Raw genomic sequence first — 21667 nt, 5'->3', positions numbered from 1 at the left:
TTAGTTCACCAACGCCCCCATGGCCGGTTTTACTTGCCAAATACCCGCTTGAGTAGGGCGCTACCCTGGGCCGCCGGGTTCTGCCGGATACGGCCCTCTTCAGCCGCAATCAGGGCGAACAGGCCGTCCACGGTTTTCTCGGTGGCGTAGGGTACCAGCTGCGGATTCAGCGGCGTGACGAGCGGAATCTTGTTGTAGCGGGCCACCATTTCGGCGTAGAGCTTAATGGCGCCGGTTTTTTCCAAGGACTGTTGCACGGTAGGCTGGAAGGCCGTGCGCAGGTCGGCGGCTGTCTTTTCGTAGAGCAGCGTGGTGGCCGCGTCGCTTTCCTTGCTGGTGGCTAGGCTGAGGGCGTCCTGCAGGCTAAGGCTTTGCACCGCATTCAGGAAGATGGGCTTGGCCTGCGCGGAGGCCGTTTCGGCGGCGCGGTTCAGGGCTACCTCGAAGTTATCGACCAATGCCCCGGCCCGCACTTTCCGCAGGGTAACGGCTATCAGCTCGGCTTCGGGCGGGAACGGAATGCGGATGTCGGCGTTGCCATTAAAGCCATCGGCTTCGCCGGCCTGGGCTACGGCGCGGGTTACGCCCTGGCTCAGCGCTTCGCGCAGGCCGCCGGTGGCCTCGTCGGCGGTGAGGGGTGCTTTCACTGGGGCCGCGGGGGTAGCAACCGTAGTGGTAGTTTTGGTGGTCGTGGTTTTGGTGGCCGTAGTAGCCTTCTCGACCGGCGCGGTTTTCTTAACCGTGGTGGTTTTTTTGGCAGTTGAAGTCGTCTTTTTCGCCGGGGTTCTGGTTTGGGCTACGGCCAGGTGCCCAGCGGCCAGGGTAAGCGTGAGGCCGAGGGCCAAGGTGCGGAACAGAGTCATAAGACAAAAAGAAGTAAACCCGACGGCCGTTGTGGCGTTGTTAGCCGACGGGTTGCCAATATTGCGCCAAATCCGGCACTCCTCCTAACGCTCCTCCTTATGCCCCTTATTCCCGACGTTGAAATCATGACTATTGGCGACGAGCTGCTGTACGGGCAGGTCATCGACACAAATTCGGCCTTCATGGGCCAGGAATTAGGCAAGCTGGGCCTGCGCGTACGCCAGATTACCAGCGTTTCGGACCGGGCCGATGAGATTGTGGCCGCCCTGGACCAGGCCCGGCAGCGCGCCCAGGTAGTGCTGATGACCGGCGGCCTGGGCCCTACCAAGGACGACCTGACCAAGCACGTGCTGGCCCGCTACTTTAACTCGGAGCTAGTGCTGCACCAGCCTACCCTGGAGCACGTGGAAGGAATTTTTCGGCGCTTCAACCGCCCAATGCTGGAAGTAAACCGCCAACAAGCCCTAGTGCCCGCCAATTGCCACGTGCTGTTCAACGAAGTCGGCACTGCTCCCGGCATGTGGTTCGAGGACCAGGGCACCGTGTTCGTGAGCATGCCCGGCGTGCCCCACGAAATGAAATACCTCATGACCCATGAGGTGCTGCCCCGCCTGCAACAGCACTTCCAGACGCCCGCCATTGAGCACGTAGTAGTCCAGACCGTGGGGCTGGGTGAGTCCTTCCTGGCCCAGCAGATTGAGCAGTGGGAAGCGGCCCTCCCCCGAACGTGAAGCTGGCTTACCTGCCCTACCTGGGCGGGGTGCGCCTGCGCCTGACGGGCCACGACGACGGCCAGCCCAACCTGCGGGCCCGCATGGAGGCTCTGCTGCCGGCCCTGCGGGAGCTGCTGGGCGAGCATATTTTTGCCATCGGTGAAATCAAATTGGAGGAAGCCGTGGGGCAATTGCTGCAGGAACGTAGCCTAACGGTGGGCACCGCCGAAAGCTGCACCGGCGGCCTGCTGGCTCACCGCCTGACCAGCATTCCGGGCAGCTCGCGCTATTTCCAGGGTAGCGTTATTGCCTATTCCAACGACATTAAGATGCGGGAGCTGGGCGTAAAACCCGAAACGCTGGCCGCCCACGGAGCCGTGAGCGAAGCTACCGTGGCCGAAATGGCCGAAGGCCTGCGCCGCCAGCTCGGGGTAGATGTGGCCCTGGCCACCAGCGGCATTGCTGGCCCCGACGGCGGCACCCCCGACAAGCCCGTGGGCACCATCTGCATCGCCTACGCCGATGCCCACCACACCGTCACCCGCCAGATCAGCTTCAACCGCGGCCGCCAGCTCAACGTGGAGTATACCACCACCATGGCCCTGAATCTGCTACGGCAGGAAGTGGTGAAGATGTGAAATTGTGAAACGGTGAGGTTGAGTTCAACCGGCGCAAGCAGGGCCAAATGAACCTCAACCTCACCATTTCACAATTTCACTAGCGCACCACTGAGCCATTTCACCACTTCACTTACCTTTGGGGCTCCAAACCCACCCCACCCTTTTTCCTAACTACCCCCAACCGCATGGCACGAGTGGAAATGACGATGCCCAAGATGGGCGAATCCATCATGGAAGGCACCGTCCTGAAATGGCTTAAACAAGTAGGCGACTCCATTGACCAGGATGAATCGGTGCTGGAAGTAGCCACCGATAAGGTGGACACCGAAGTGCCAGCCCTCCACGCGGGCATCCTCCAGGAAATCTTGGTGCAGGAAGGGCAGGTAGTGGCCGTGGGTGCCCCCATTGCCATCATCGAAACCGATGCCGCCAGCGCCTCGGCCGCCCCAGCTGCCAGCGCCGAAATTCCGGCTCCTTCTGTAAACGGGGCTACCAAGCCTGCCCCGAAGTTCCCTACCTGCCCGAAGCCGGCGACCCGCAGGCCAACCCCGCGCAGGCCGCAGCCGCCCAGCCCCAGGCGGGCCGCTTCTACTCCCCGCTCGTGCTCAGCATTGCCCGCGAGGAAGGCATTTCTATGGCCGACCTGGAGTACCTGCCCGGTACCGGCAGCGAAGGCCGCGTCACGAAGAAAGACATCCTTGACTACGTAGCCGGCGGCAAAAAGCCCCTGGCCCAGCCCGCACCAGCTACCCCGGCCGCCCAGCCCCAAGCCGCAGTACCTGCTCCGGCTCCCCAGGCCGCTCCTGCTGCTGCCCCCGCTCCGCAGGCGACGCCGGCCCCGCAAGCGGCGGCGCCTACCCCCGCTACCAAGGCCGTACCTTCCATCAGCGGGAACCAAGAGCTGCTGGAAATGGACCGCATGCGCAAGATGATTGCCCAGCGCATGGTCGATTCCAAGCGCATTTCGCCCCACGTTACCTCCTTCGTGGAAGCCGACGTTACCGACCTCGTGAACTGGCGCAACAAGCACAAGGACGCCTATAAGAAGCGCGAGGGCGAGAACCTGACCTTCACGCCCATCTTCATTCAGGCCATTGCCCGCGCCATTCAGGACTACCCGATGATTAACGTCTCGATTGAGGGCGACTACATCATCAAGAAGCGCGACATCAACGTGGGCGTGGCCGTGGCCCTGCCCTCGGGCAACCTCATCGTGCCCGTAATTCACAACGCCGACCAGCTGAACCTAAACGGCCTGAGCAAGAAAGTAAACGACCTAGCCAACCGCGCCCGGGCCAACAAGCTCAAGCCCGAAGATTTGGAAGGTGGCACCTACACGGTATCCAACGTGGGCTCTTTTGGCAACGTGATGGGTACGCCCATCATCATGCAGCCCCAGGTAGCCATCATGGCCGTGGGGGCCATCAAGAAGAAGCCCGCCGTTATTGAAACGCCCCAGGGCGACCTGATTGGCGTGCGTCACTTCATGTTCCTCTCCCACTCCTACGACCACCGCGTGGTAGATGGCTCGTTGGGCGGCATGTTCGTGCGCCGGGTAGCCGACTACCTGGAACAGTTCGACCCGAACACGACCATCTAATTTGGTAGAATAATAACCGCTGAGGGTTGGTTGTTAAGGCGCTGGTTCGCCTTGATAATCAGCCCTCAGTCCTTTTTAGCCCCTCCCTGTTTTGTATGAATAAAACGCTGCCGCTCCTAGCCCTGCTTATTGCCCTGGGCCTGATCATCTTCCTTTACCAACGCCTACGCACCACGGAAGCGGCGCTGGAAATGGCGCAAAAGCGCTTTGCCGACTGCGAGCAAGTAAACTTCCAGCTCCAAAGCCAACTGGTACAAGCAACCCGTGGCCCCGTACCTGACAGCTTGAAAATCACGGACTAGCTTAACTCAAAGCCACAAAACCTGTCATTCCGACGCCGGTGGAATCGGGGCTGAACCGTTAAACGGTTTACCCTAGATTCCAACGGCGTCGGAATGACAGGTTTAGCGGCTTTCCTGGTGTTTTTTCTGTGCAGGCTAGGCTACTGGGCCAACGTTTCGGCTCCGGGCCGCATCAACGCTCCAAGGGCCCGGGCCGGCCGCCGCCAAGTACAGGTATACAAAGCAGTAGAGCACGGCCAGCTCGCCTTGGTTTACAATGGGTAGAATGCCTTGGGGAGCATGGGCCATAAAGTAGGCCACGGCCATCAGGCCGGAGAGAATGAAGGCAACGGGCCGGGTAAATAGGCCAATCAGCAGCAACAGCCCCCCCCAAATTCCAGAATGCCGGCCACTAGCATCAGGCCGCTAGCGCCGCCACCGTGGTCGGAAGGGGCCAATTAAACAGTTTCTGGCTGCCGTGGAACAGCATCAACAACCCCGAAACGATGCGCAGGACGCTAAGCAGCCGGGCCGACCAGGGCGAGAGGAAAAAAGTTGCCATACTATATAGGTAAAAGTGTGAATACTACCCCTGCCAACGCAAAAGCGGCCCGCTGGGATACAACGAGCCGCTTTTGCGGGCAGAATAAACGCAGGCGCTACTCCAGCACCCAGGTTACTTTTTCATGTAGCGGGCGGCGGGTGCTGTGGGCGACAGCGCCCGGCTTGGGGTAGCCTAGGTAGAAGAATCCGAGCAGCTGGTCCTGGGGGCCAAGGTCGAAAAAGGGTTTGGCTTCCGGCTGGTACGTTACGCCGCCGCTGCTCCAGAAACCCGCCAACCCGTGCGCCACGGCCGAAAGGTGCAGGTTTTGCACGGCGCAGGCCACGGCGGCTACCTCCTCTACTTCTGGCACTTCCGGGTTGCGCTTCAGCCCGATGGCAATAACATGGGAGCTGAGCAACGGATTATTCGTGAGCTTTTCCAGCTTGCTTTCCTGAAGGTTTGGGCCCGCGGTGGTTCGGTAGAGTTCCACCTGAAAATCGGCTAGCTTCTGGCGGCCAGCCCGGCAAATACCACAAAGTGCCAGGGCTCGGTACGCTTGTGGGTGGGCGCCCACGTAGCATTTTCCAGTAGTTCCCGCACCAACTCGTCGGGCACCACGCGGCCCGGCTCAAATAGCACCGGCTGCATGCTTCGCCGCCCCCGGATCAGTTGGGTTACCCGTGCGGCGCTTAGGGTAGTTTCGTCTTGATTCATAATAGTTACAAAAGAAAATCAGGGGTAGGGTGTTTTGACGAGACCTGCTTCGACGATATGAAAAAAGCCCCAGCCAGTGAGCAGGAGGCTTTTCGCTTTAGACATCAGACCGCCCCGACTAGGGTCGGCCGCCGCTGGGGCCCTGGGCGGGCGTGGCACCGGCGCCATTGCCGCCGTCGCCGCCGTCTTTCAGGTCGTCGTTGCTGATGGAACGGCGGCGCTTGGGCTGGGCCATGCTCATCTTGCCGATGCGGTAGCTCAGGTTTACGCGGAAGCCCGAGCGGCGCAGCACGTTCACGCTGTACTGGTCGAGCACGGGCGTGCTGATGGAGCTGCGGATTTTGTTGGTGGGCGTGAAGAAGTTGTCGGCCCCGAAGCCGATGCTGCCCTTCTTGTCGGCAAAGTCCTTTTTCACCCCCATGCTGTACACCCCGAAGCCGCCCTGGTAGCCCTGGAGCTGTACCTGCCGGCCGCGGTAAAAGCTGAAGGCCTGCACGCCCCAACCCTTGGCGAAGGTGTAGCCACCCATGAGGCGGCCGCTGGCCACCCAACCCTGGTTGCTGGCCGCGTACAGCACGTCGGCAGTATTGTTATCCAAGGTGGCGTAGTACACATCCAGGCCCCCGCCCAGCGTCAGCTTGTTTTGGATGTTCACGTTGGCATTTACGCTGCCACCGTAGGCGTTTTCGGTGCCGATGTTGTCGTAGCTGGTTCGGATGCGCGCCCCATCCTGGGTACGCACGGGCTGAATGGAGCCGTCGGTATTACGGGCAAACACGGTGAAATTCAGCGAGGTTTGCTTGATGAAGGTACTGTAGCCCAACTCGAAATTGTTGGTTTTCTCGGGCTCCAATTCGGGGTTACCCACGGTGTACAGCAGCAAGTTACCCGACTGCTCATTCGGGTTCAGGAACTGCAGGGAAGGCCGCTGAATGCGGCGGTTGTAAGCAGCTTTGAGCACGTTGCCGTTAGCAAGCTTGCGCGAGAGGTTTACGCTGGGCACCAGCACCCCATACGACGGAATGGAAGGTGCATTTTCCGTGCGGAAGTCGGCCGTGATGGTGGTGTACTCGTAGCGGGCCCCGGCCTTCAGGGTGTAGTTTTTGAGGAAGCTCTGCGTGTATGACAGGTAGGCCGCCGCTACGTTCTGGTTGTAGTCGAACACGTTGGACAGGGTAGTGCCCGGCAGTTGCTGTCCGTTGAGGAAGGTAGCGTAGTCGCTGTTCACGCGGCGCATGATGTCCTTAGCCCCAAATTCCAGCAGTTGGGTTTTGCTCAGGGGCGTCTGGTAGTCGGCCTGCAGCGTGATTTCCTCGTTGTAGCTGTCGTTGAGGTTGCGGCGGTAGTCGCCAGCATTCTCCCCACTCAGGGTGGTGTTCGTGAAGTTGTTGGTGCGGGTGTTACGGCTGTACTGGGCCAGCAGGCTTAGCTCGCGCTGGGGCGTCTCGAAGGTGCGGGTGTAATTAAGCGTCGCATCCAGGGTGTTAGAATTGTCGAGCACCTTCACGTTGCTGAGGCGGTTGGTGAGCGAGTCGCCCAGCACCGGCCGGAAAAACGTGGTTTGCGAGGTCAGGTCGTCTTGGTAATTAGAGCCGTTGCGCAAGCCCAACTGCACCGAGGCCGAGAGGAAATTGTACTTGTTGATGTCGTAGTCCCAGCCCAACGAATAACGCCCGAACACGTTTTGCTGGCGCGTATCCGCCGACTGCACGGTGCGCGTCAGTAGCTGGCGATTGGCTATGTCGTTGCCGTTGATGGTGTAGGTGGTCTGCTCGTTGCGGAAGCTGCCGGGCGTGTTGTACTGGCCGCGGCCGCCTCCACCCAGGGAGAAGCCCATCTTGCCTACCCGGTAGGTGGCGTTCAGGCCCAGGTCGGAGCTGCGCAGGCCGGCGCTGGTGCGCAAGTCCAGGGTAAAGCCCTGCAGGTTGTTCTGCTTGGTGACGATGTTGATGATACCGCCCGAGCCTTCGGCGTCGTACTTGGCCGAGGGCGAGGTAATTACTTCTACGGTCTTAATCTGGTCGGCTGGAATCTGCTTGAGCGCATCCGCAATGCTGTTGGCCGAGATGGTGCTGGGGCGGTTGTTGATGAGCACCCGGATGTTTTGGGAGCCGCGCAAACTCACGTTCCCGTCCAGGTCCACGGAGAGGTTGGGCACGCGCTTGAGCACGTCGGTAGCGTCGCCGCCGCGGGTGGTTTCATCCTTTTCGGCGTTGTACACCGTGCGGTCTACCTTCTCCTCCACCAGGCTGCGCTGGCCTTCCACCCGCACCTCGCCTAGGGCCTGCGCCGTCGACTCCAGGGCCACGCTGCCCAGGGCCACGGTGTTGCCGGCCTCCGTAATTACTACCCCGGTTTTCTCCACCAGTTTGTAACCGATGAAGCTGATTTGCACGGTGTAGGTGCCGGCCGCGATGCGCGGAATCGTGAACTTGCCATTGTCGTCGGCGGCGGTGCCGTCCACGGGCTTGCCGGTGGCGGGGTTCACCAGGGCCACGGTGGCGTAGGGCACTGGCTGCTTGGTGCCCGCATCGGTAACCGTGCCCGTAATGCGGCCAGCGCCGGCCTGGGGTTGGGGCACCGCCGCAGGTGGCCCTCCGGCGGGCCGACCAGCACCGGCTGGCCGTTCGCCGCCACTCGGCACCTGGGCCAGCACTACGTGGCCGCTACCCGTTATTAAAATAAGAAAGAAGAGCTTTTTCATATGCGTGAGGGGAAATATCATCACCCGGCGGGCTGGTAGCGAATGGCTACTGCTGCTTACCGGCACAAACCTACCTGGCTTCTTAAAGGCCTTAAAACGAACCCGACCAAACGGCCATTTTCTGCCCCGAAGACCGGATAAAGTTCGTGCGAATGCCAAGCAACCGGAGCCACAGACGCAACTTTGCCCCGGGGTGGCACGTGGGGTAGAATATTCATGGAAATACTGCTAGGGGTAAACAAAAAACCGCTCCATAGTGGGAGCGGCTTTCTATTTTATCATCCTGCGTTGCCGAAGAACCTATTCAAGGCAGCGTTAGCTGTTGCTAGGTGAGTTGTTCTGACGTTAGCAGGTCCTTTGCCAGCGCATAATGGCAGATAGGTTTATTCCATTTATCCAGCCCGGTTCTATTAGGCCTTTACGCCCAGCAACATCAACATAAAGGCGAACTGCCGGGCCGTGTCGTGGATGGATTTGAAGCGGCCGGAGGCGCCGCCGTGGCCGGCGGCCATGTCGGTGTGCAGGAGGAGCAAGTTCTGGTCGGTTTTCAGGGTGCGCAGCTTAGCTACCCACTTAGCCGGCTCGAAGTACTGCACCTGCGAGTCGTGCAGACCAGTCGTTACCAGCATATTGGGGTAGGCCTGGGTCTTCACCTGGTCGTAGGGCGAGTAGCTGAGCATGTACTCGTAGTACTGCTTCTGGTTGGGGTTGCCCCACTCGTCGTACTCGCCCGTGGTCAGCGGAATGGTCTCGTCGAGCATGGTGGTCACCACATCCACGAAGGGCACAGCGGCCACTACCCCTTTGTAGTACTCGGGGTGCAGGTTGACGACGGTGCCCATGAGCAAGCCCCCGCCGAGCCGCCCATGGCAAACAGCTTCTGCGGGGAGGTGTATTTCCGATCAATCAGGAACCTGGAGCAGTCGGTGAAATCGGTGAAGGTGTTTTTCTTCTTGAGTTTCTTGCCGTCCTCGTACCACTGCCGGCCCATTTCCTGCCCGCCCCGAATGTGGCAAATCACGTAGGCAAAGCCCCGGTCCAGGAGGCTCAGCCGGGCCGCGCTAAAGGTAGGGTTCATGGAAATACCGTAGGAGCCGTAGGCATACTGCAGCACCGGCGCGGAGCCATCTTTCCGGAAGCCCTTCTTGTACACAATGGACATGGGAATGCGGGTACCGTCCGTGGCCGGCGCATACAGGCGCTCCGTCACGTAGTCCTGCTTGTTGAAGCCGCCCAGCACGGCCTGCTCCTTGAGCAGCGTGCGCGTGCGCGTGCTCATGTCGTAATCAAAGGTAGAGCTGGGGGTAGTGAGCGAGGAGTAGCCGTAGCGCAGCACGGGCGTGTCAAACTCGGGGTTGATGCTGATGGCAGCGGTGTAGGCGGGCTCCCCGAAGTTAAGGTAGTGTTCTTGCTTGTCCTGCCACCGAATCACGCGCAACTGCAGCAGTCCTTCCTTCCGCTCACCCAGCACGAGGTAGTCCTTGAACAGCTCCATATTCTCTAGAAACACCTCCTTGCGGTGCGGAATCACCTCTTGCCAGGCCGTTTTAGCGGTGTTCGTAACGGGCGTTTTCAGCAGGCGAAAGTTGGGCGCGCCGGCATTGGAGCGCACGTAAAACTCCTGGCCGAAATGCTCCACCTCGTACAAATGGTCGGCTTCGCGGGCAGGAAGGTTTTGAAGGCGGCCGCGGGGGTAGCCGCATCCAGAAACCGGGTTTCTGAGGACATGGTGCTTTCGGCCTGCAGGAAAATGTACTTGCGCGACTTCGAGCGGCCTACCCCAATGCGGAAGGTATTGTCCTTTTCCTCGTACACCAGTTGGTCTTGCTTAGGGTCGGTGCCGAGGGTGTGGCGGTAGAGCTGGAAATCGAGCAGCGTGTTGGGGTCTTTGCGGGTGTAGAACACCGTGTGGTTGTCGGCGGCCCACACGGCGTTGCCGCTGGTATTCGGGATTTGCTCGGGGTAGAGCTGGCCGGTTTTGAGGTTGCGGAAGCGCAGGGTGTAGAGGCGGCGGCTCACAACGTCCTCGGAGTAAGCCAGCACCTGATTATCGTCGCTGACTTCGAAGTCGCCGATCTGATAGTACGCTTTGCCCTTACCTAACTCGTTGGCATTGAGCAGGATTTCCTCGGGTGCGGTCAGGCTTCCCTGCTTGCGGCAGTAAATTGGGTACTCGGCGCCGGCCTCGAAGCGGGTGTAGTAATAATAGCCATTGTCGCGGTAGGGCACCGACTCATCCTGCTCTTTAATGCGCCCCTTAATTTCCTGGAACAGCTTTTCCTCCAGCCCTTTTACGGGGGCTAACTGCTGCTCGGTGTAGGCATTTTCGGCGTTGAGGTAGCTGATTACTTCCGGGTTTTCGCGCTCATTGAGCCAGTAGTAATTATCGGTGCGGGTGCCAAACGGCGAGGTCAGTTGCTTGGGCTTGATGGCCGCTACGGGTGGTTTTTGCATGGAAACAGGTCGTGTTGACTGCGCTACGGCCGCGCCGCTTAGCAGCACGCTCAGGCTCGTCAGCCAGGTATATAAGTGGTTCATAGCGCAGGAGTTAAGGTGAGTTTCTGCGCTAAAGGAAAGAGAATTTTTGATACGAAGTAACCGCTTGTCGTCCTGAGCACTCCGCGCATCAAACGGCAACGAAGGACCTTATCCCGCTAGCGCGACTTTGTACCAACAATTAGCTTTAGCGTGATAAGGTCCTTCGCTAAGCTCAGGATGACAGGCGAGCGGGTGGAAGCGGCAACTTCACGCTAAACAACAAACAAAAAGGCCGCCACATTACCGTGGCGGCCTTTTTGGCAGGCTTCGTTTGATTCTACAGTGCAGCTAGGCTTTGCTCCAGGGCCGTAATCTTAGCTTCGGCGTCGGCGAGCTTCTGCCGCTCCCGCTCCACTAGGTCCGGCTTGGCGTTCTGCACGAATTTTTCGTTGCTGAGCTTTTTCAGCACCGAGTCGCGGAAGCCCTGGGCGTACTCAATTTCCTTGGTCAGGCGTTCCTTCTCGGCCCCCAGGTCAATCTGACCTTCTAAGGGCACGAAGAACTCCGCCCCGCCCGACACAAACCCAACCGAGGCAGCCGGGGCCGCCTCCACCACGCTGATTTCCGTGAGGGCTGCCAGTTTGCGGATAATGGCGTCGTAATCCTGGAGTAGGGCCACCTCATCGGTTTTAGCGGCCAGAGTCAGGGGCTTGTTGGGCCCCAAGCCCTTCTGGTTGCGAATATTGCGTACGCCAGCCACAATGTCGAGGGCGCGGTCCATGCGAGTTAGCAGCTCGGCGCTGCCGGCTACCGGCTGCGCTTTGGGCCAGGCCGCTACGCACACGTAGTCCTTGGGCCGCGCGCAGCCAGTTCGTGCCAGATTTCTTCCGTGATGAAGGGCATAAACGGGTGCAGCAGCTTGAGCAGGGTTTCGAGGAAGCCAGTGGTCAGTCGCAGGGTTTCGGGGTCAATAGGAGCTTGGTAAGCGGGCTTGATCATCTCCAGGTACACCGAGCAGAAATCGTCCCACACCAGCTTGTACACCGTCATCAGCGCGTCGCTGATGCGGAACTTCTCGAAGTGCTCATCCAGCTCCGTGAGTGTGCTTTGCAGCTTGGCCGAAAACCACTCTACCGCCTTGGTATTCACGAACGGCAGCTCCGCATTCACCTCCCAGCCCTGGGTGAGGCGGAAGGCGTTCCAGAGCTTGTTGCAGAAGTTGCGCCCCTGCTCCACCAGCTTCTCATCGTAGAGCAAATCGTTGCCGGCCGGAGCCGAGAACAGCATGCCCGTCCGGACGCCGTCGGCCCCAAACTGCTTTATCAGGTCCAGAGGGTCGGGGGAGTTGCCGAGCTGCTTGCTCATTTTGCGGCCCTGCGCGTCGCGCACAATGCCCGTGAGGTACACGTTGCGAAACGGAATTTCGCGGCGGTACTCCAGGCCGGCCATAATCATACGGGCCACCCAGAAAAACAGGATGTCGGGGCCGGTTACTAGGTCGTTGGTGGGGTAGAAATAGTTGACGTCGGCGTTGTCGGGGTCCTTGAAGCCATCGAACACCGAAATCGGCCACAGCCAGGAGGAAAACCAGGTATCGAGCACGTCCTCATCCTGGCGCAGGTCGGTGAGCTGCAGCTCGTCGTTGCCACTCTGCACGCGGGCTAGCCGGAGGGCTTCCTCGGGGTTGAGGGCTACCACGAAAGTACCATCGGGCAGGTAGTAAGCCGGAATCTGCTGGCCCCACCACAGCTGCCGCGAAATGCACCAGTCGCGCACGTTTTCCATCCACACCCGGTAGGTGTTCTTGAACTTGGCCGGGTGCAGCTTTACCGTATCGTTTTCTACTACCTCCAAAGCCGGCTTAGCCAGGTGCTCCATTTTTAGGAACCACTGCATGCTCAGGCGGGGCTCGATAACAGCCTTGGTGCGCTCCGAAGTCTGAACAATGCTGGCGTACTCCTCCACCTTCACCAGGTGACCGGCTTCTTCCAGGTCCTTCACAATGTTGCGGCGGGCGGCAAAACGGTCCTGGCCCACGTACAGCACGGCCTTATCGTTGAGGGTGCCGTCGTTATTGAGGATGTCGATAACGGGCAGGTTGTGCTTGACGCCCAGCTCGTAGTCGTTCAAGTCGTGGGCCGGCGTCACCTTCAGCGCGCCCGTCCCGAAGTCGATGCTCACGTACTCGTCCAGAATCACCGGAATCTCGCGGTTCAGCAGCGGAATCCTCACCTTGGCGCCGTGCAGGTGGGTGTAGCGCGGGTCGTTCGGGTTCACGGCCACAGCCACGTCGGCCATAATGGTTTCCGGCCGCGAGGTGGCTACGGTTAAGAACTTAGATGTTAGAGCTGAGAGCTGAGAATCGTTCTGATCCTCCTTACTAAGCCCTAAGTTCTCGGAGTTTACTACCTCGTAGCGCAGGTGGTACATCTTGGCCATCACGTCCTTCGGAATTACTTCCTCGTCGCTGAGTGCCGTTTGGCCCAGGGGGTCCCAGTTTACCATACGCACGCCCCGGTAAATCAGGCCCTTTTGGTGCAGATCTACGAACACGCGCAGCACGGCGTCGGTCAGTTCGGGCTCCATGGTGAAGCGCGTCCGGTCCCAGTCGCAGGAAGCGCCCAGCTGCTTGAGCTGCTCCAAAATGATGCCGCCATATTTTTCCTTCCAGGCAAAGGCGTGCTCCAGGAACTGCTCCCGGGTTAGGTCCTTCTTCTCGATGCCCTGCTCCTTGAGCAAGGCCACTACCTTGGCTTCGGTGGCAATGGAGGCGTGGTCGGTGCCGGGCACCCAGCAGGCTTCCTTGCCTTGCATCCGGGCCCGGCGCACCAGCACATCCTGAATGGTATTGTTGAGCATGTGGCCCATATGCAGCACGCCCGTTACGTTGGGCGGCGGAATTACCACCGAATACGGCTGTTTGCGGGGGTGGCTTTGGCTTTGAAGAAGCCCTGCTCCTGCCAGCGCTGGTACCATTTGGCTTCAACGTCGGCGGGAGTATAGGTTTTGGCGATGGACATCGTCGAAGGGAATCAGTTCAGAATAGGGCAAAAGTAGGCATTTCGGGCGGGGCCGGGAAATGCCTACTTTGCCGGCCCAGCTTGCAGTTTGACTCGTACCTGCTCTACTTCCCCGTTCGGAATTTTACCGGATACGATTTGAGCGGATAGCCTTCCTCCGACTGGAAGCCGCCATCCGTGACTACAAACTCGTAGTCGTGCTCCGGCAGCAGGTCTACTTTAAAAGTGATGGAGCGTTTGTCGGGCGAAAAACCAACTTTTTTCAGGTTGGGCCAAGTATCCTTGCCACCGGCTCCGTAGTCCACAGAAGTGTAGACTCTCATGGGTTGCGAGAATTCGATAGTTAGTTCCTTCAGGGAAGCATCTACTAGCTGGCTTCCGTTAGCTAAAGGGCGAACCTGGGTCACGAAAGGGCGTTTTTTCTCGTAGGCTACCTTTAATGCCGCAACCGGGGTAGCGCCGAAATACCGGGACGTTGCCAAGAAAGCCTCTACTGCTTGCTCGCTGGCATAATCCAGCTCAATCATTTCCCGAATAGCCTGCTGCTTATTGGGGGCCCGCTGGTAATAGGCCCGGCAGATGGCGTAGCCCATGTAGTAGCCCAGGTCGCCTACGTGGTCCGGGTCTTCGGAGCTGTTGTTGTAAAACCAGTTCCGAAAGCTTGGAACAAACATTTCGGTCTTGAACCGCTCCTTTAGTGCCGCCTCGTGCTGCGGACCGTAGCTCGTGTAGGCATAAGGCATGGTTTTGCCGGTTACCAGTTGCGTAACCAAGTCGCAGGTGCCTTCATAAATGGCCTGGCCTAGCACATTGCGGCCGTAGTTGCGGATTTGGGTATGCACGTATTCGTGCACGTTAAGCGGAATGAGGTGTTTAATTGGGTTAATCCGGTAATTGTTAGCCAAAAAGGTTTGGGTTGCCTTCGGGAACTCGGAGATATCCACATCCGGGGTACCCGTGGCCAGCTCAGCACCAATCAGTATCAGGCTATCCTGACTGGTACCACCAGTACGTAGCGCCCCAACGGTAAAGTAAATACTGGCTGGACGCAAGGCCGGGTACAGGGTTTTAAATTTGCGCACGTACGGCTCCAGGCCTTGTGCCCCCGATTTAGCCAGCAGAGTGTGAGGCCGAATGGAATTCCAGAACCGCGGATACTGCCGCACGGCGCTTACCCACTCCCCGGCCGTGTACTCCTTCGCCACCATCAGCGCCCGCAAGCCGGGGTGCCGGGCGCTAGATACAGCCGATTCAGGTAGCTGAGCTGACGCAGGCTGTCAGTGGTGGTGCGCATACTATCATAAGCCACCCAAAATCGGTCAATATCCGCCGTGAAAACCTGCTGCTTTGTATGCTGACCCAGGGCCCGATGCTCCGCCAGAGTCCCGAAAAGCGTCAGGACAAGTAGTTGTTTTATCATCTATAAATTATAATAACAGGACTGGTAAAGTAGTGGAAAAAGCTGAGCCAGCGCCAACAAACTACCTCAAGCCCCACTTTTTCTCTGTCCCGAATATTCTGGAATACTGCTACGCAGGCTATGCCTGGCTAGCAAACAAAGAAATGACCCGTGCCCAGTGCACTCCACATTTGAGCGCCTCCGGACACGAGTCATTGCCTGTCTTTTATTTCGGCTAGCGGGGTTGCATGGCCATCGAAATGCCTAAGCCTCCTGGTGCAGCCACTGCTTTTTGCTGAGCAGCTTCTCCTGGGTTTCGCGGTAGTCGGGGTCGTCTACGCAGCAGTCCACGGGACACACGGCGGCGCACTGGGGCTCCTCGTGGAAGCCCACGCACTCGGTGCACTTATCGGACACGATGTAGTAGTACTCGTCGGAAATCGGGGTTTGGGGCGATACGCCCGATACGGTGGCCCCCCGTCTACCTGCACTTCTTTCAAGCTGGTGCCATCGGCCCAGCGCCACTGAGCGCCGCCTTCGTAAATGGCAGTATTGGGGCATTCCGGTTCGCAGGCACCACAGTTGATGCACTCGTCGGTTATCATGATGGCCATAGCCTCGGGTATCTTAAAAAGGTAGGAAAAGGGATGCTTTGCTAGTACGCAACCTGCCCCGGGCAGGATGCCGACGGGCAAAATTAGGAATTAGCCGTACTCAACAAGAATTTTGCTCTCTGAATTCCGTATTCCCGTCAGGAATCCAAACGTAGTTTTCGGGGGTTTACCTAGCTACCCGCCGGAGCCACTACCCGCTCCCACCTTTTTCTTCCCCTTGTTTTGACTTTGCATATGACGCACGCCGACCGCCTGGCTGCTTTTGTGGCCCTAGGCCAGCGCCTTACTGACCTTACCACACCCTCCCACGCCGATGAACTGGCTAACCTGGCTGCCCGGGCCCGCAACCAGAACAATTGGTTTGATCTGCCCAACGTCACGTCGGCTATCCGGGGCATTGCTCACTTACTTGATGAGGAACCCCTGCGCCAGTGGTCCGGCCGCTACCGCCCGGAGCCCACTACCCCCGCAAAATTGGGGTAGTCATGGCCGGCAACATTCCGCTCGTTGGCTTCCACGATGCCTTGTGCGTGCTGCTCTCGGGCCACATTCTACTGGCCAAGCTTAGCTCCGAGGATACGGCCCTCATGACGTGGATACTGGAGGAGCTGACGCGCCTAGAACCCCGCTTCACGGACCACATTCAGTTGGTACCGCGCCTAAATGCGGCCGATGCTTTCATTGCCACCGGCTCCGACAATACGGCCCGCTACTTCGAGTACTACTTCGGCAAGAAGCCCAATATTATCCGGCGCAACCGCACCAGCCTGGCCGTGCTCACGGGCCGCGAAACCAACCACGACCTGGGCCTACTGGGGAAGATATTTTTCGCTACTACGGCCTGGGCTGCCGCAACGTGAGTAAGCTCTACGTGCCGGAAAAATATGACTTTACGCCCCTGCTCGACTCCTTGCAGCCCTGGCACCGCGTACTGGAACACAACCGCTACCAGAACAACTACGACTACAACAAGAGCATCCTGCTGGTGAACCGCGTGCCCCACCTCGACTCCGGTTTCCTGTTGCTCACCCAAAGCACGCAGTTGGTGTCACCGATTTCGGTGCTGCACTACGAAACCTACAGCCACGAGGTAGACCTAGTGGTGCGCCTGGCCGACGTAGCTCCTCAAACTCAGTGCCTTGTCTCCTCGGGCGGACTGTTTGCGGGTAGCTTCCCGTTCGGGCGGGCCCAGGAACCGGGAGTGGCTGATTATGCCGACGGCGTAGATACCATGGCCTTTTTGGCGGAATTGGCGTAAAAAAGCAGAACAGGACGGAAGGCAGCTACCTGCCCGGTGCCGTTCACGCATTCCTCGTGCCTAATGCGGCACCGTCCTTGCCCTCCCCTGTTTTTCTTTGTACGCTCTATTTCCGTATTGCCATGATTCCTGAACTGAAGACCACCGACCCAACCATAGAAACCGTTGAGAAAGAGGCTATTCCCGGCCTGCGCTTTGCAGCCGAGGATGTGCTGACGGACAAGGCCGCCATTCAGCGCCGCCGCCATGATGCCGAGCGAGCCGCCACTCTGGGTAACGCCTACCACGGCAAGCTCGACATCTACTTCCAGACCGCCGATGGCAGCGTAAAGCGAGTGTATACCACTGTGTGGGCCACCCACGAGGAGTACCTGACGCTCAAATCGGGCATTTCACTACCCCTGCACTCAGTGCTCAGCTTCGACTTCTATTAATCCACGGATTGAGACAGATTTCTTGCTTTGCTGTTCAGGGCACCCGATAGGTACTCTGCCGAATTAGTTGAGGATAAAAGCATTAGTGCCTAGCTGAATTTCAAGAAGAAGCCCGCTTGACGTCTTGTCAAGCGGGCTTCTTCTTGGGGTATACCACTTAGAAAAAATCCGACCAATCCGCAGCAAGTCGTCTAGTCCGTGATTTAGAGGCGTTCCAGGGTGGTGGCAATCAGCTGGTTGATTACTTCCTCGGAGTTAGTAGCGAATTCGCCGGTAGCGCGGTTGGCGACAATGGCGTTCAGCGACACTACCTCGTGGCCCAGCATGCGGCCTAGGGAATAGTAGCCGGCCGTTTCCATCTCGAAATTGGTCAGGCGGAACTCGCCCTCGGCGCTGTGGTGGCGGAACTGCTGGAACTGCTGAATCAGGGTGGGCAGGCGCAAATCGAGGCGCAGCACCCGGCCCTGAGGGCCGTAAAAGCCAGGGCAGGTGAGCGTATTACCGGTTATCATGCCCGCGCCCAGTTGCTCGCGCAACAAGTCGGAGCCGCGCACGCAGTACGGACGGTAGTCAAGCTGTAGGCTTTGCTGTATGCCGCGCGCCACCTCCACTTCCAGGCCGGTTTCTACCAGGGGTAGAATTGCATGAGCGAATCCAGGCCTACGGCGTGCTCCGACACGAGCAGGGAACCCACCGGAATATCGGCCTGCAAAGAACCGCTAGTGCCTATGCGCACAATGCGCAGGTTGATCCGCTCCTCCAGGGGGCGTGGCTCGCGCGTGACGAAGTCGATGTTGACCAGCGCGTCCAGCTCGTTCATCAGGATATCGATGTTATCGGTGCCCATGCCCGTGCTGATGACGGTGAGACGCTTGCCCTGGTAATAGCCCACGTGCGTCACAAACTCGCGCTTGTGAATTACCGTCTCAATGGAGTCGAAGTGCTGGCTAACCGTGGGTACGCGCTCCGGGTCGCCAACCGTGATAATGGTTTCGGAAAGGTGGTCGGGTAGCAGGTTCAGGTGATAGATGCTGCCATCCTTGTTGAGGATCAGCTCCGATTCGGCGATGGGCATAAGGGGGATTTTTAGAAAAGGAAGGTGCAATGGTACGGCAAAAACTGCAGTTCGGGTTCGCTCCGATGGAATAACAGCCGCGCAAAAAGCACGTCATCCTGAGCAAAAGCAAAAGACCTTGGTAGATTATAACGACCACCGTATGACCGATTCGTTCTTGCCTGACAAGGTCCTTCGCTCTGGCGCAGGATGACAGCTGATTGTAGAAGTTTTTACCGCACCGGGGCGCGGTACGAGAGCAGCCCCTGCTCGGGGTTGTAATTATTGCTGTTTTTGGGTAGGTGCCGGTGCCGTCGTAAGGGCGCTTGTCGGGGTGCTCCTGGCAGGTAGTGGAGCAGGCGCCAGCAAGCTGCTGCCCGCAGGCTTCGCAGAGCGGAATATGGGCGTTGCAGTGCGGATTGGCGCAGTTCACCATCCGGTCGGAGGGCGTGTGGCAGTGGTGGCACTGACTGATGACGCTGGGGTTAACGCTGTTCACGTCCACGGCTACGCGCCCATCGAACACGTAGCACTTGCCCTCAAAATCCTCTCCTCCGGCTTCCAGGCCGTACTTAATGATGCCGCCGTGCAGCTGGTATACGTTCTCGAAGCCCTGCTCCAGCAAGAAAGCCGAGGCCTTTTCGCACTTGATACCGCCGGTGCAATAAGTCAGCACTTTCTTGTCCTTGAACTGCTCCAGCTCCTGCACCTTCTCCGGAAACTCCCGGAAGTTTTCAATGTCAAGGGTAATGGCATTCTTGAAGCGGCCCAGGTTGTGCTCGTAGTCGGAGCGCACGTCAAGCACTACCACGTCGTCCTGGTCTTTCAGGTCGCGGAACTCGGTGGGAGAAAGGTGAATACCCGTGCGCTCGTAGGGTTTGATGTGGGGCAAACCCACGTGCACAATTTCGGGCTTCACGCGCACGTGAAGCTTCTGGAAAGTATGAGCCGGGGCCTCTTCTACCTTAAATTCCAGGGTAGCAAAACGCGGGTCAGCCTTCACCAAGCGCATGTACTGCTCACAATCGGCCCGGCGGCCCGAAACCGTACCATTAAGTCCTTCGGAGGCCACAATGATGCGCCCCAGCAAATTCAGGCTCAGGCACAGGCGGTGGTGTTCCTCCCGAAACTGCTCGGGATTCTCGATAGGCGTGTAGCAGTAGTACAGCAGAACGAGGTAGTCCATTGTTTACTTAAGAATGAGGAATGAAAAATTAAGAATTCACTATCAAGAGTTAGGTACTGTCTGCTGGGAGTACGTTACCTAATTCTTCATTTTTATTCTTAATTCTTAATTGCCTGGGCCGGGTTGCCGAATACCGTTTGACCAGCCGACACGTCGGCCACCACCACTGAACCAGCGCCCACGCGGGCTTTAGCGCCAATTTTCACGCCAGCTACCACCACGGCCCCAGCCCCAATAAAGGCTAGTTCGCCCACCTTCACGTCGGCGTTCAGAATGGCGCCGGCCCCGAGCTGGGCGTAATCGCCGAGCTCAGCTTTGACATCGACTACAGCGTTAGCGCCTAGAATGCAGCCATCACCAATTTTGGCGCTACCCGCTACCACAGCATTGGCCCCTACTAGGTTGCCGTGCCCCAGCCACGCATGCTGTGACACGCTGGCGCGCTGGTGAATGGCATTGACGGGCGCCACTTCGTACTCCTCGCGCAGCATGCTCGTTAGGCTGCGCCGGCTGGCCGTATCCTCGGTGGCCACGAATACCTCACACTTTTTGCCCAGCAGCTTCAGCAGTTCCTTGTCGTCGGTGTTGCCCATTACTGGTACATCGTTCAGTTCGGTATTCTGCAGGGCGGCGTCATCATCGAGCAGGCAGTACACAACGACGTCATTGCTTTGAAAGGCGTCGAGGGCGGCCGTGCCGACGGCTTGCGCACCCAAAATGATTACGGGGTTTTCCATGGATCAGCGGATCAGAAACGACCGTATGGCGGCCGGAAGGTTATTTTTTGGAGGGCAAAGATACGACTTCTTGAGCCCTTGTCCGCAGCTGATCCGTGGGGTTAATGCCGCTTACCCCCGGGCAAGCAATGAAAATGGCGGCTACAGCCTGAGGTAGCGAAGTAGGCGGGTGGCCCAGGCGTTTTGCAGCGCCAACAGCAGCAGAAACGGCAGAAACGTCACGCGGTACCGGTTCAGGGTACCTAGGTTGGGTGTCGTCAGGCCGAGCAGGACCGCCACCAGGCAGCAGTAAAGCAGCAAAGCCGCAACCAGCGCGAATGGTAAGTAGCCAGGTTGCCGACGCCCGACAGCCCCTAACGCCAGCAACAGGACCAGCAGCAGCCCTAGGTTTTCCGTTCCGGCAATGCTGTAAAGGACGGTGCTGCCTTCCCAGGGCCAGGGGCGTACTAGCGTATTCACGAGGGCTTGCGGGGCATGCCGAACGACGCTTGCGGTAGTAGGACGCAGGTCGGGGTAGGTTAGATGTGGGCGGTGGCGGGAGGAGGCCAGCAGCTGCGTGTAGTTGCGCTGCAGCTGGGAGGTGAATTTATTAGCACGAAAAACGGGGCTTACTTCACTGGCGGCCCAGGCCCCCGCTCCCAGCAGCCCCACTATCAGGCTTATTTGCACTAGCCGGCTCCGGCCTATGCCTAGCTGCTGCACCAACCGCACCAGGCCCAGCCCCGCCAACACCCCAAATAGCACCACCGCAAAAAAATAGCGCATTTTGAAATGCAGCCCGACCACTACGAGCAGCCCCCCCAGCAGGGGCCACCGCATGGGTAGCTCCCCGTAGAGCAGACGTACAACCAGCGCCACCACCAGGGCCCCGCTGCTCACCAGCAAGCTTTCCTTGGTGAGTCCGGCCGTCCAGTAGACTACTGTGGGCCAGAGTAGAAACCCCACGATGGCAGCGCCAGCATTAGCCGCTGGGAAGCACCGGTGCAGCTGCCGCACCAGTTCCCAGCTTCCCACAAAGCTGCCCACCGACAAGTAGCAGGCGGTGAGCAACGGGTTGTTAAGGCTAGCCAGATTTGCTACAGATAATACCTTGGTAAGGAAGAACGTATTTGAAAACCCGTGGAATACCAGGTGCCAGCGGCCCAAGTGAAACTCATCGGTTGTGAGCATGCGCAGCCACTGCCCTGGGCTCTGCCACAGTTGCTCCGTCATTCGCCCCGACCAAACCAAAAAATAGCGGGCATCTTCACTTAGCAGCATCACCGATATTCCGGTTGCGACTAGCTTTAAAGCCAGCGTAGGTAGCACCCAGCGCCCCAGCCCCGGGAGCTGCCGTACGCGCGGTAGCCACCGCAGGAAGGCCAGCAGCAACAACGCATTAAGCAAGAAGGCAACCAGCAGCTTGAGCAGCACCAGTACGGAGGGTTTAAGTCAAAGGGGTAGCACG

At 58.8% G+C, this 21667-nt stretch carries 20 protein-coding genes and 5 pseudogenes; 8 read left to right on the top strand and 17 right to left on the bottom strand.

The window, feature by feature from the left end; translation table 11 throughout:
* Window positions 1–29 precede the first annotated feature (29 nt).
* On the bottom strand, window positions 30–863 hold the full coding sequence (locus tag MUN84_RS21635) for a DUF4197 domain-containing protein (protein WP_244695959.1): 834 nt from the start codon (window positions 861–863) through the stop codon (window positions 30–32).
* 99 nt (window positions 864–962) lie between these two features.
* On the opposite strand from MUN84_RS21635, the gene MUN84_RS24305 reads away from it, so the two are divergent.
* The 4 genes and pseudogenes from MUN84_RS24305 to MUN84_RS21620 all read left to right on the top strand — a co-directional run bounded on the left by MUN84_RS24305 (window position 963) and on the right by MUN84_RS21620 (window position 4099).
* Window positions 963–1595 (top strand): competence/damage-inducible protein A, encoded by a 633-nt coding sequence (locus MUN84_RS24305; protein ID WP_317239044.1) that lies wholly within the window; start codon window positions 963–965, stop codon window positions 1593–1595.
* Window positions 1592–2215 carry a nicotinamide-nucleotide amidohydrolase family protein gene (locus MUN84_RS24300; protein WP_317239043.1) on the top strand — a complete coding sequence of 208 codons (624 nt, stop codon included), beginning with the start codon at window positions 1592–1594 and terminating at the stop codon, window positions 2213–2215. Before MUN84_RS24305 ends, MUN84_RS24300 begins: the two co-directional genes overlap by 4 nt.
* A 167-nt stretch (window positions 2216–2382) precedes the next feature.
* Window positions 2383–3797 (top strand): annotated as a pseudogene (locus tag MUN84_RS21625) (dihydrolipoamide acetyltransferase family protein).
* Window positions 3798–3892: 95 nt separating this feature from the next.
* Window positions 3893–4099, top strand: coding sequence for a hypothetical protein (locus tag MUN84_RS21620; RefSeq protein WP_244695958.1), 207 nt, complete (start codon window positions 3893–3895; stop codon window positions 4097–4099).
* A 135-nt stretch (window positions 4100–4234) separates the two neighbouring features.
* On the opposite strand, the gene MUN84_RS21615 is transcribed toward MUN84_RS21620, so the two are convergent.
* The 11 genes and pseudogenes from MUN84_RS21615 to MUN84_RS21575 form a co-directional block, all read right to left on the bottom strand.
* Window positions 4235–4459 (bottom strand): DoxX family protein, encoded by a 225-nt coding sequence (locus MUN84_RS21615; protein WP_244695957.1) that lies wholly within the window; start codon window positions 4457–4459, stop codon window positions 4235–4237.
* 37 nt (window positions 4460–4496) lie between these two features.
* Window positions 4497–4640, bottom strand: a complete 144-nt coding sequence (locus tag MUN84_RS21610) for a DoxX family membrane protein (RefSeq protein ID WP_244695956.1) — start codon at window positions 4638–4640, stop codon at window positions 4497–4499.
* A 97-nt stretch (window positions 4641–4737) separates the two neighbouring features.
* Window positions 4738–5112 (bottom strand): nitroreductase family protein, encoded by a 375-nt coding sequence (locus MUN84_RS21605; RefSeq protein WP_262920596.1) that lies wholly within the window; start codon window positions 5110–5112, stop codon window positions 4738–4740.
* 11 nt (window positions 5113–5123) lie between these two features.
* Entirely contained in the window at window positions 5124–5336 is a 213-nt protein-coding gene (locus MUN84_RS23305; RefSeq protein ID WP_262920595.1) for a nitroreductase family protein, read from the bottom strand.
* Window positions 5337–5454: 118 nt separating this feature from the next.
* Complete coding sequence (locus tag MUN84_RS21600; protein ID WP_244695955.1) at window positions 5455–8040, bottom strand: TonB-dependent receptor domain-containing protein; 2586 nt, start codon at window positions 8038–8040, stop codon at window positions 5455–5457.
* Between the two features lie 410 nt (window positions 8041–8450).
* A pseudogene (locus MUN84_RS23300) lies at window positions 8451–9652 on the bottom strand (S9 family peptidase).
* A complete protein-coding gene (locus tag MUN84_RS23295; RefSeq protein WP_262920594.1) occupies window positions 9613–10578 on the bottom strand; it encodes a hypothetical protein in 966 nt (321 codons plus the stop codon). The pseudogene MUN84_RS23300 and the gene MUN84_RS23295 overlap by 40 nt, the downstream one beginning before the upstream one ends.
* Before the next feature lie 277 nt (window positions 10579–10855).
* Window positions 10856–13538, bottom strand: a pseudogene (locus tag MUN84_RS21590) (valine--tRNA ligase).
* 104 nt (window positions 13539–13642) lie between these two features.
* Entirely contained in the window at window positions 13643–14746 is a 1104-nt protein-coding gene (locus MUN84_RS21585) for a DUF2268 domain-containing protein (RefSeq protein WP_244695954.1), read from the bottom strand.
* The gene (locus MUN84_RS21580) at window positions 14746–14958 is read right to left on the bottom strand and encodes a hypothetical protein (protein WP_244695953.1); all 213 of its coding nucleotides are present in this window, start codon (window positions 14956–14958) and stop codon (window positions 14746–14748) included. The genes MUN84_RS21585 and MUN84_RS21580 overlap by 1 nt, the downstream gene beginning before the upstream one ends.
* 243 nt (window positions 14959–15201) lie before the next feature.
* Window positions 15202–15551 (bottom strand): annotated as a pseudogene (locus MUN84_RS21575) (4Fe-4S binding protein).
* A gap of 234 nt (window positions 15552–15785) precedes the next feature.
* Here MUN84_RS21575 and MUN84_RS24295 point away from each other — a divergent pair.
* The 4 genes from MUN84_RS24295 (at window position 15786) to MUN84_RS21565 (ending at window position 17243) form a co-directional block, all read left to right on the top strand.
* Window positions 15786–16034 (top strand): hypothetical protein, encoded by a 249-nt coding sequence (locus MUN84_RS24295; protein WP_317239042.1) that lies wholly within the window; start codon window positions 15786–15788, stop codon window positions 16032–16034.
* Window positions 15983–16411 carry an acyl-CoA reductase gene (locus tag MUN84_RS24290; RefSeq protein WP_317239041.1) on the top strand — a complete coding sequence of 143 codons (429 nt, stop codon included), beginning with the start codon at window positions 15983–15985 and terminating at the stop codon, window positions 16409–16411. Before MUN84_RS24295 ends, MUN84_RS24290 begins: the two co-directional genes overlap by 52 nt.
* Window positions 16408–16809 (top strand): hypothetical protein, encoded by a 402-nt coding sequence (locus MUN84_RS24285; RefSeq protein ID WP_317239040.1) that lies wholly within the window; start codon window positions 16408–16410, stop codon window positions 16807–16809. Before MUN84_RS24290 ends, MUN84_RS24285 begins: the two co-directional genes overlap by 4 nt.
* 122 nt (window positions 16810–16931) lie before the next feature.
* Window positions 16932–17243, top strand: coding sequence for a hypothetical protein (locus MUN84_RS21565; protein ID WP_244695952.1), 312 nt, complete (start codon window positions 16932–16934; stop codon window positions 17241–17243).
* A gap of 203 nt (window positions 17244–17446) precedes the next feature.
* On the opposite strand, the gene MUN84_RS24280 is transcribed toward MUN84_RS21565, so the two are convergent.
* From MUN84_RS24280 to MUN84_RS21545, 5 genes and pseudogenes are all read right to left on the bottom strand, one after another.
* The gene (locus tag MUN84_RS24280) at window positions 17447–17848 is read right to left on the bottom strand and encodes a hypothetical protein (RefSeq protein ID WP_317239039.1); all 402 of its coding nucleotides are present in this window, start codon (window positions 17846–17848) and stop codon (window positions 17447–17449) included.
* Between the two features lie 20 nt (window positions 17849–17868).
* Window positions 17869–18318 carry a hypothetical protein gene (locus MUN84_RS24275; protein ID WP_317239038.1) on the bottom strand — a complete coding sequence of 150 codons (450 nt, stop codon included), beginning with the start codon at window positions 18316–18318 and terminating at the stop codon, window positions 17869–17871.
* A 212-nt stretch (window positions 18319–18530) separates the two neighbouring features.
* Window positions 18531–19483: pseudogene (locus tag MUN84_RS21555) on the bottom strand (rhodanese-related sulfurtransferase).
* 98 nt (window positions 19484–19581) lie between these two features.
* Window positions 19582–20220, bottom strand: coding sequence for a NeuD/PglB/VioB family sugar acetyltransferase (locus MUN84_RS21550; protein ID WP_244695951.1), 639 nt, complete (start codon window positions 20218–20220; stop codon window positions 19582–19584).
* Window positions 20221–20361: 141 nt separating this feature from the next.
* Entirely contained in the window at window positions 20362–21633 is a 1272-nt protein-coding gene (locus MUN84_RS21545) for a hypothetical protein (protein ID WP_244695950.1), read from the bottom strand.
* Window positions 21634–21667 lie beyond the last annotated feature (34 nt).

The organism is Hymenobacter sp. 5516J-16 (assembly GCF_022919335.1).
Taxonomy (GTDB): Bacteria; Bacteroidota; Bacteroidia; order Cytophagales; family Hymenobacteraceae; genus Hymenobacter; species Hymenobacter sublimis.
This window is presented reverse-complemented; position numbering and strand designations above follow the sequence as displayed.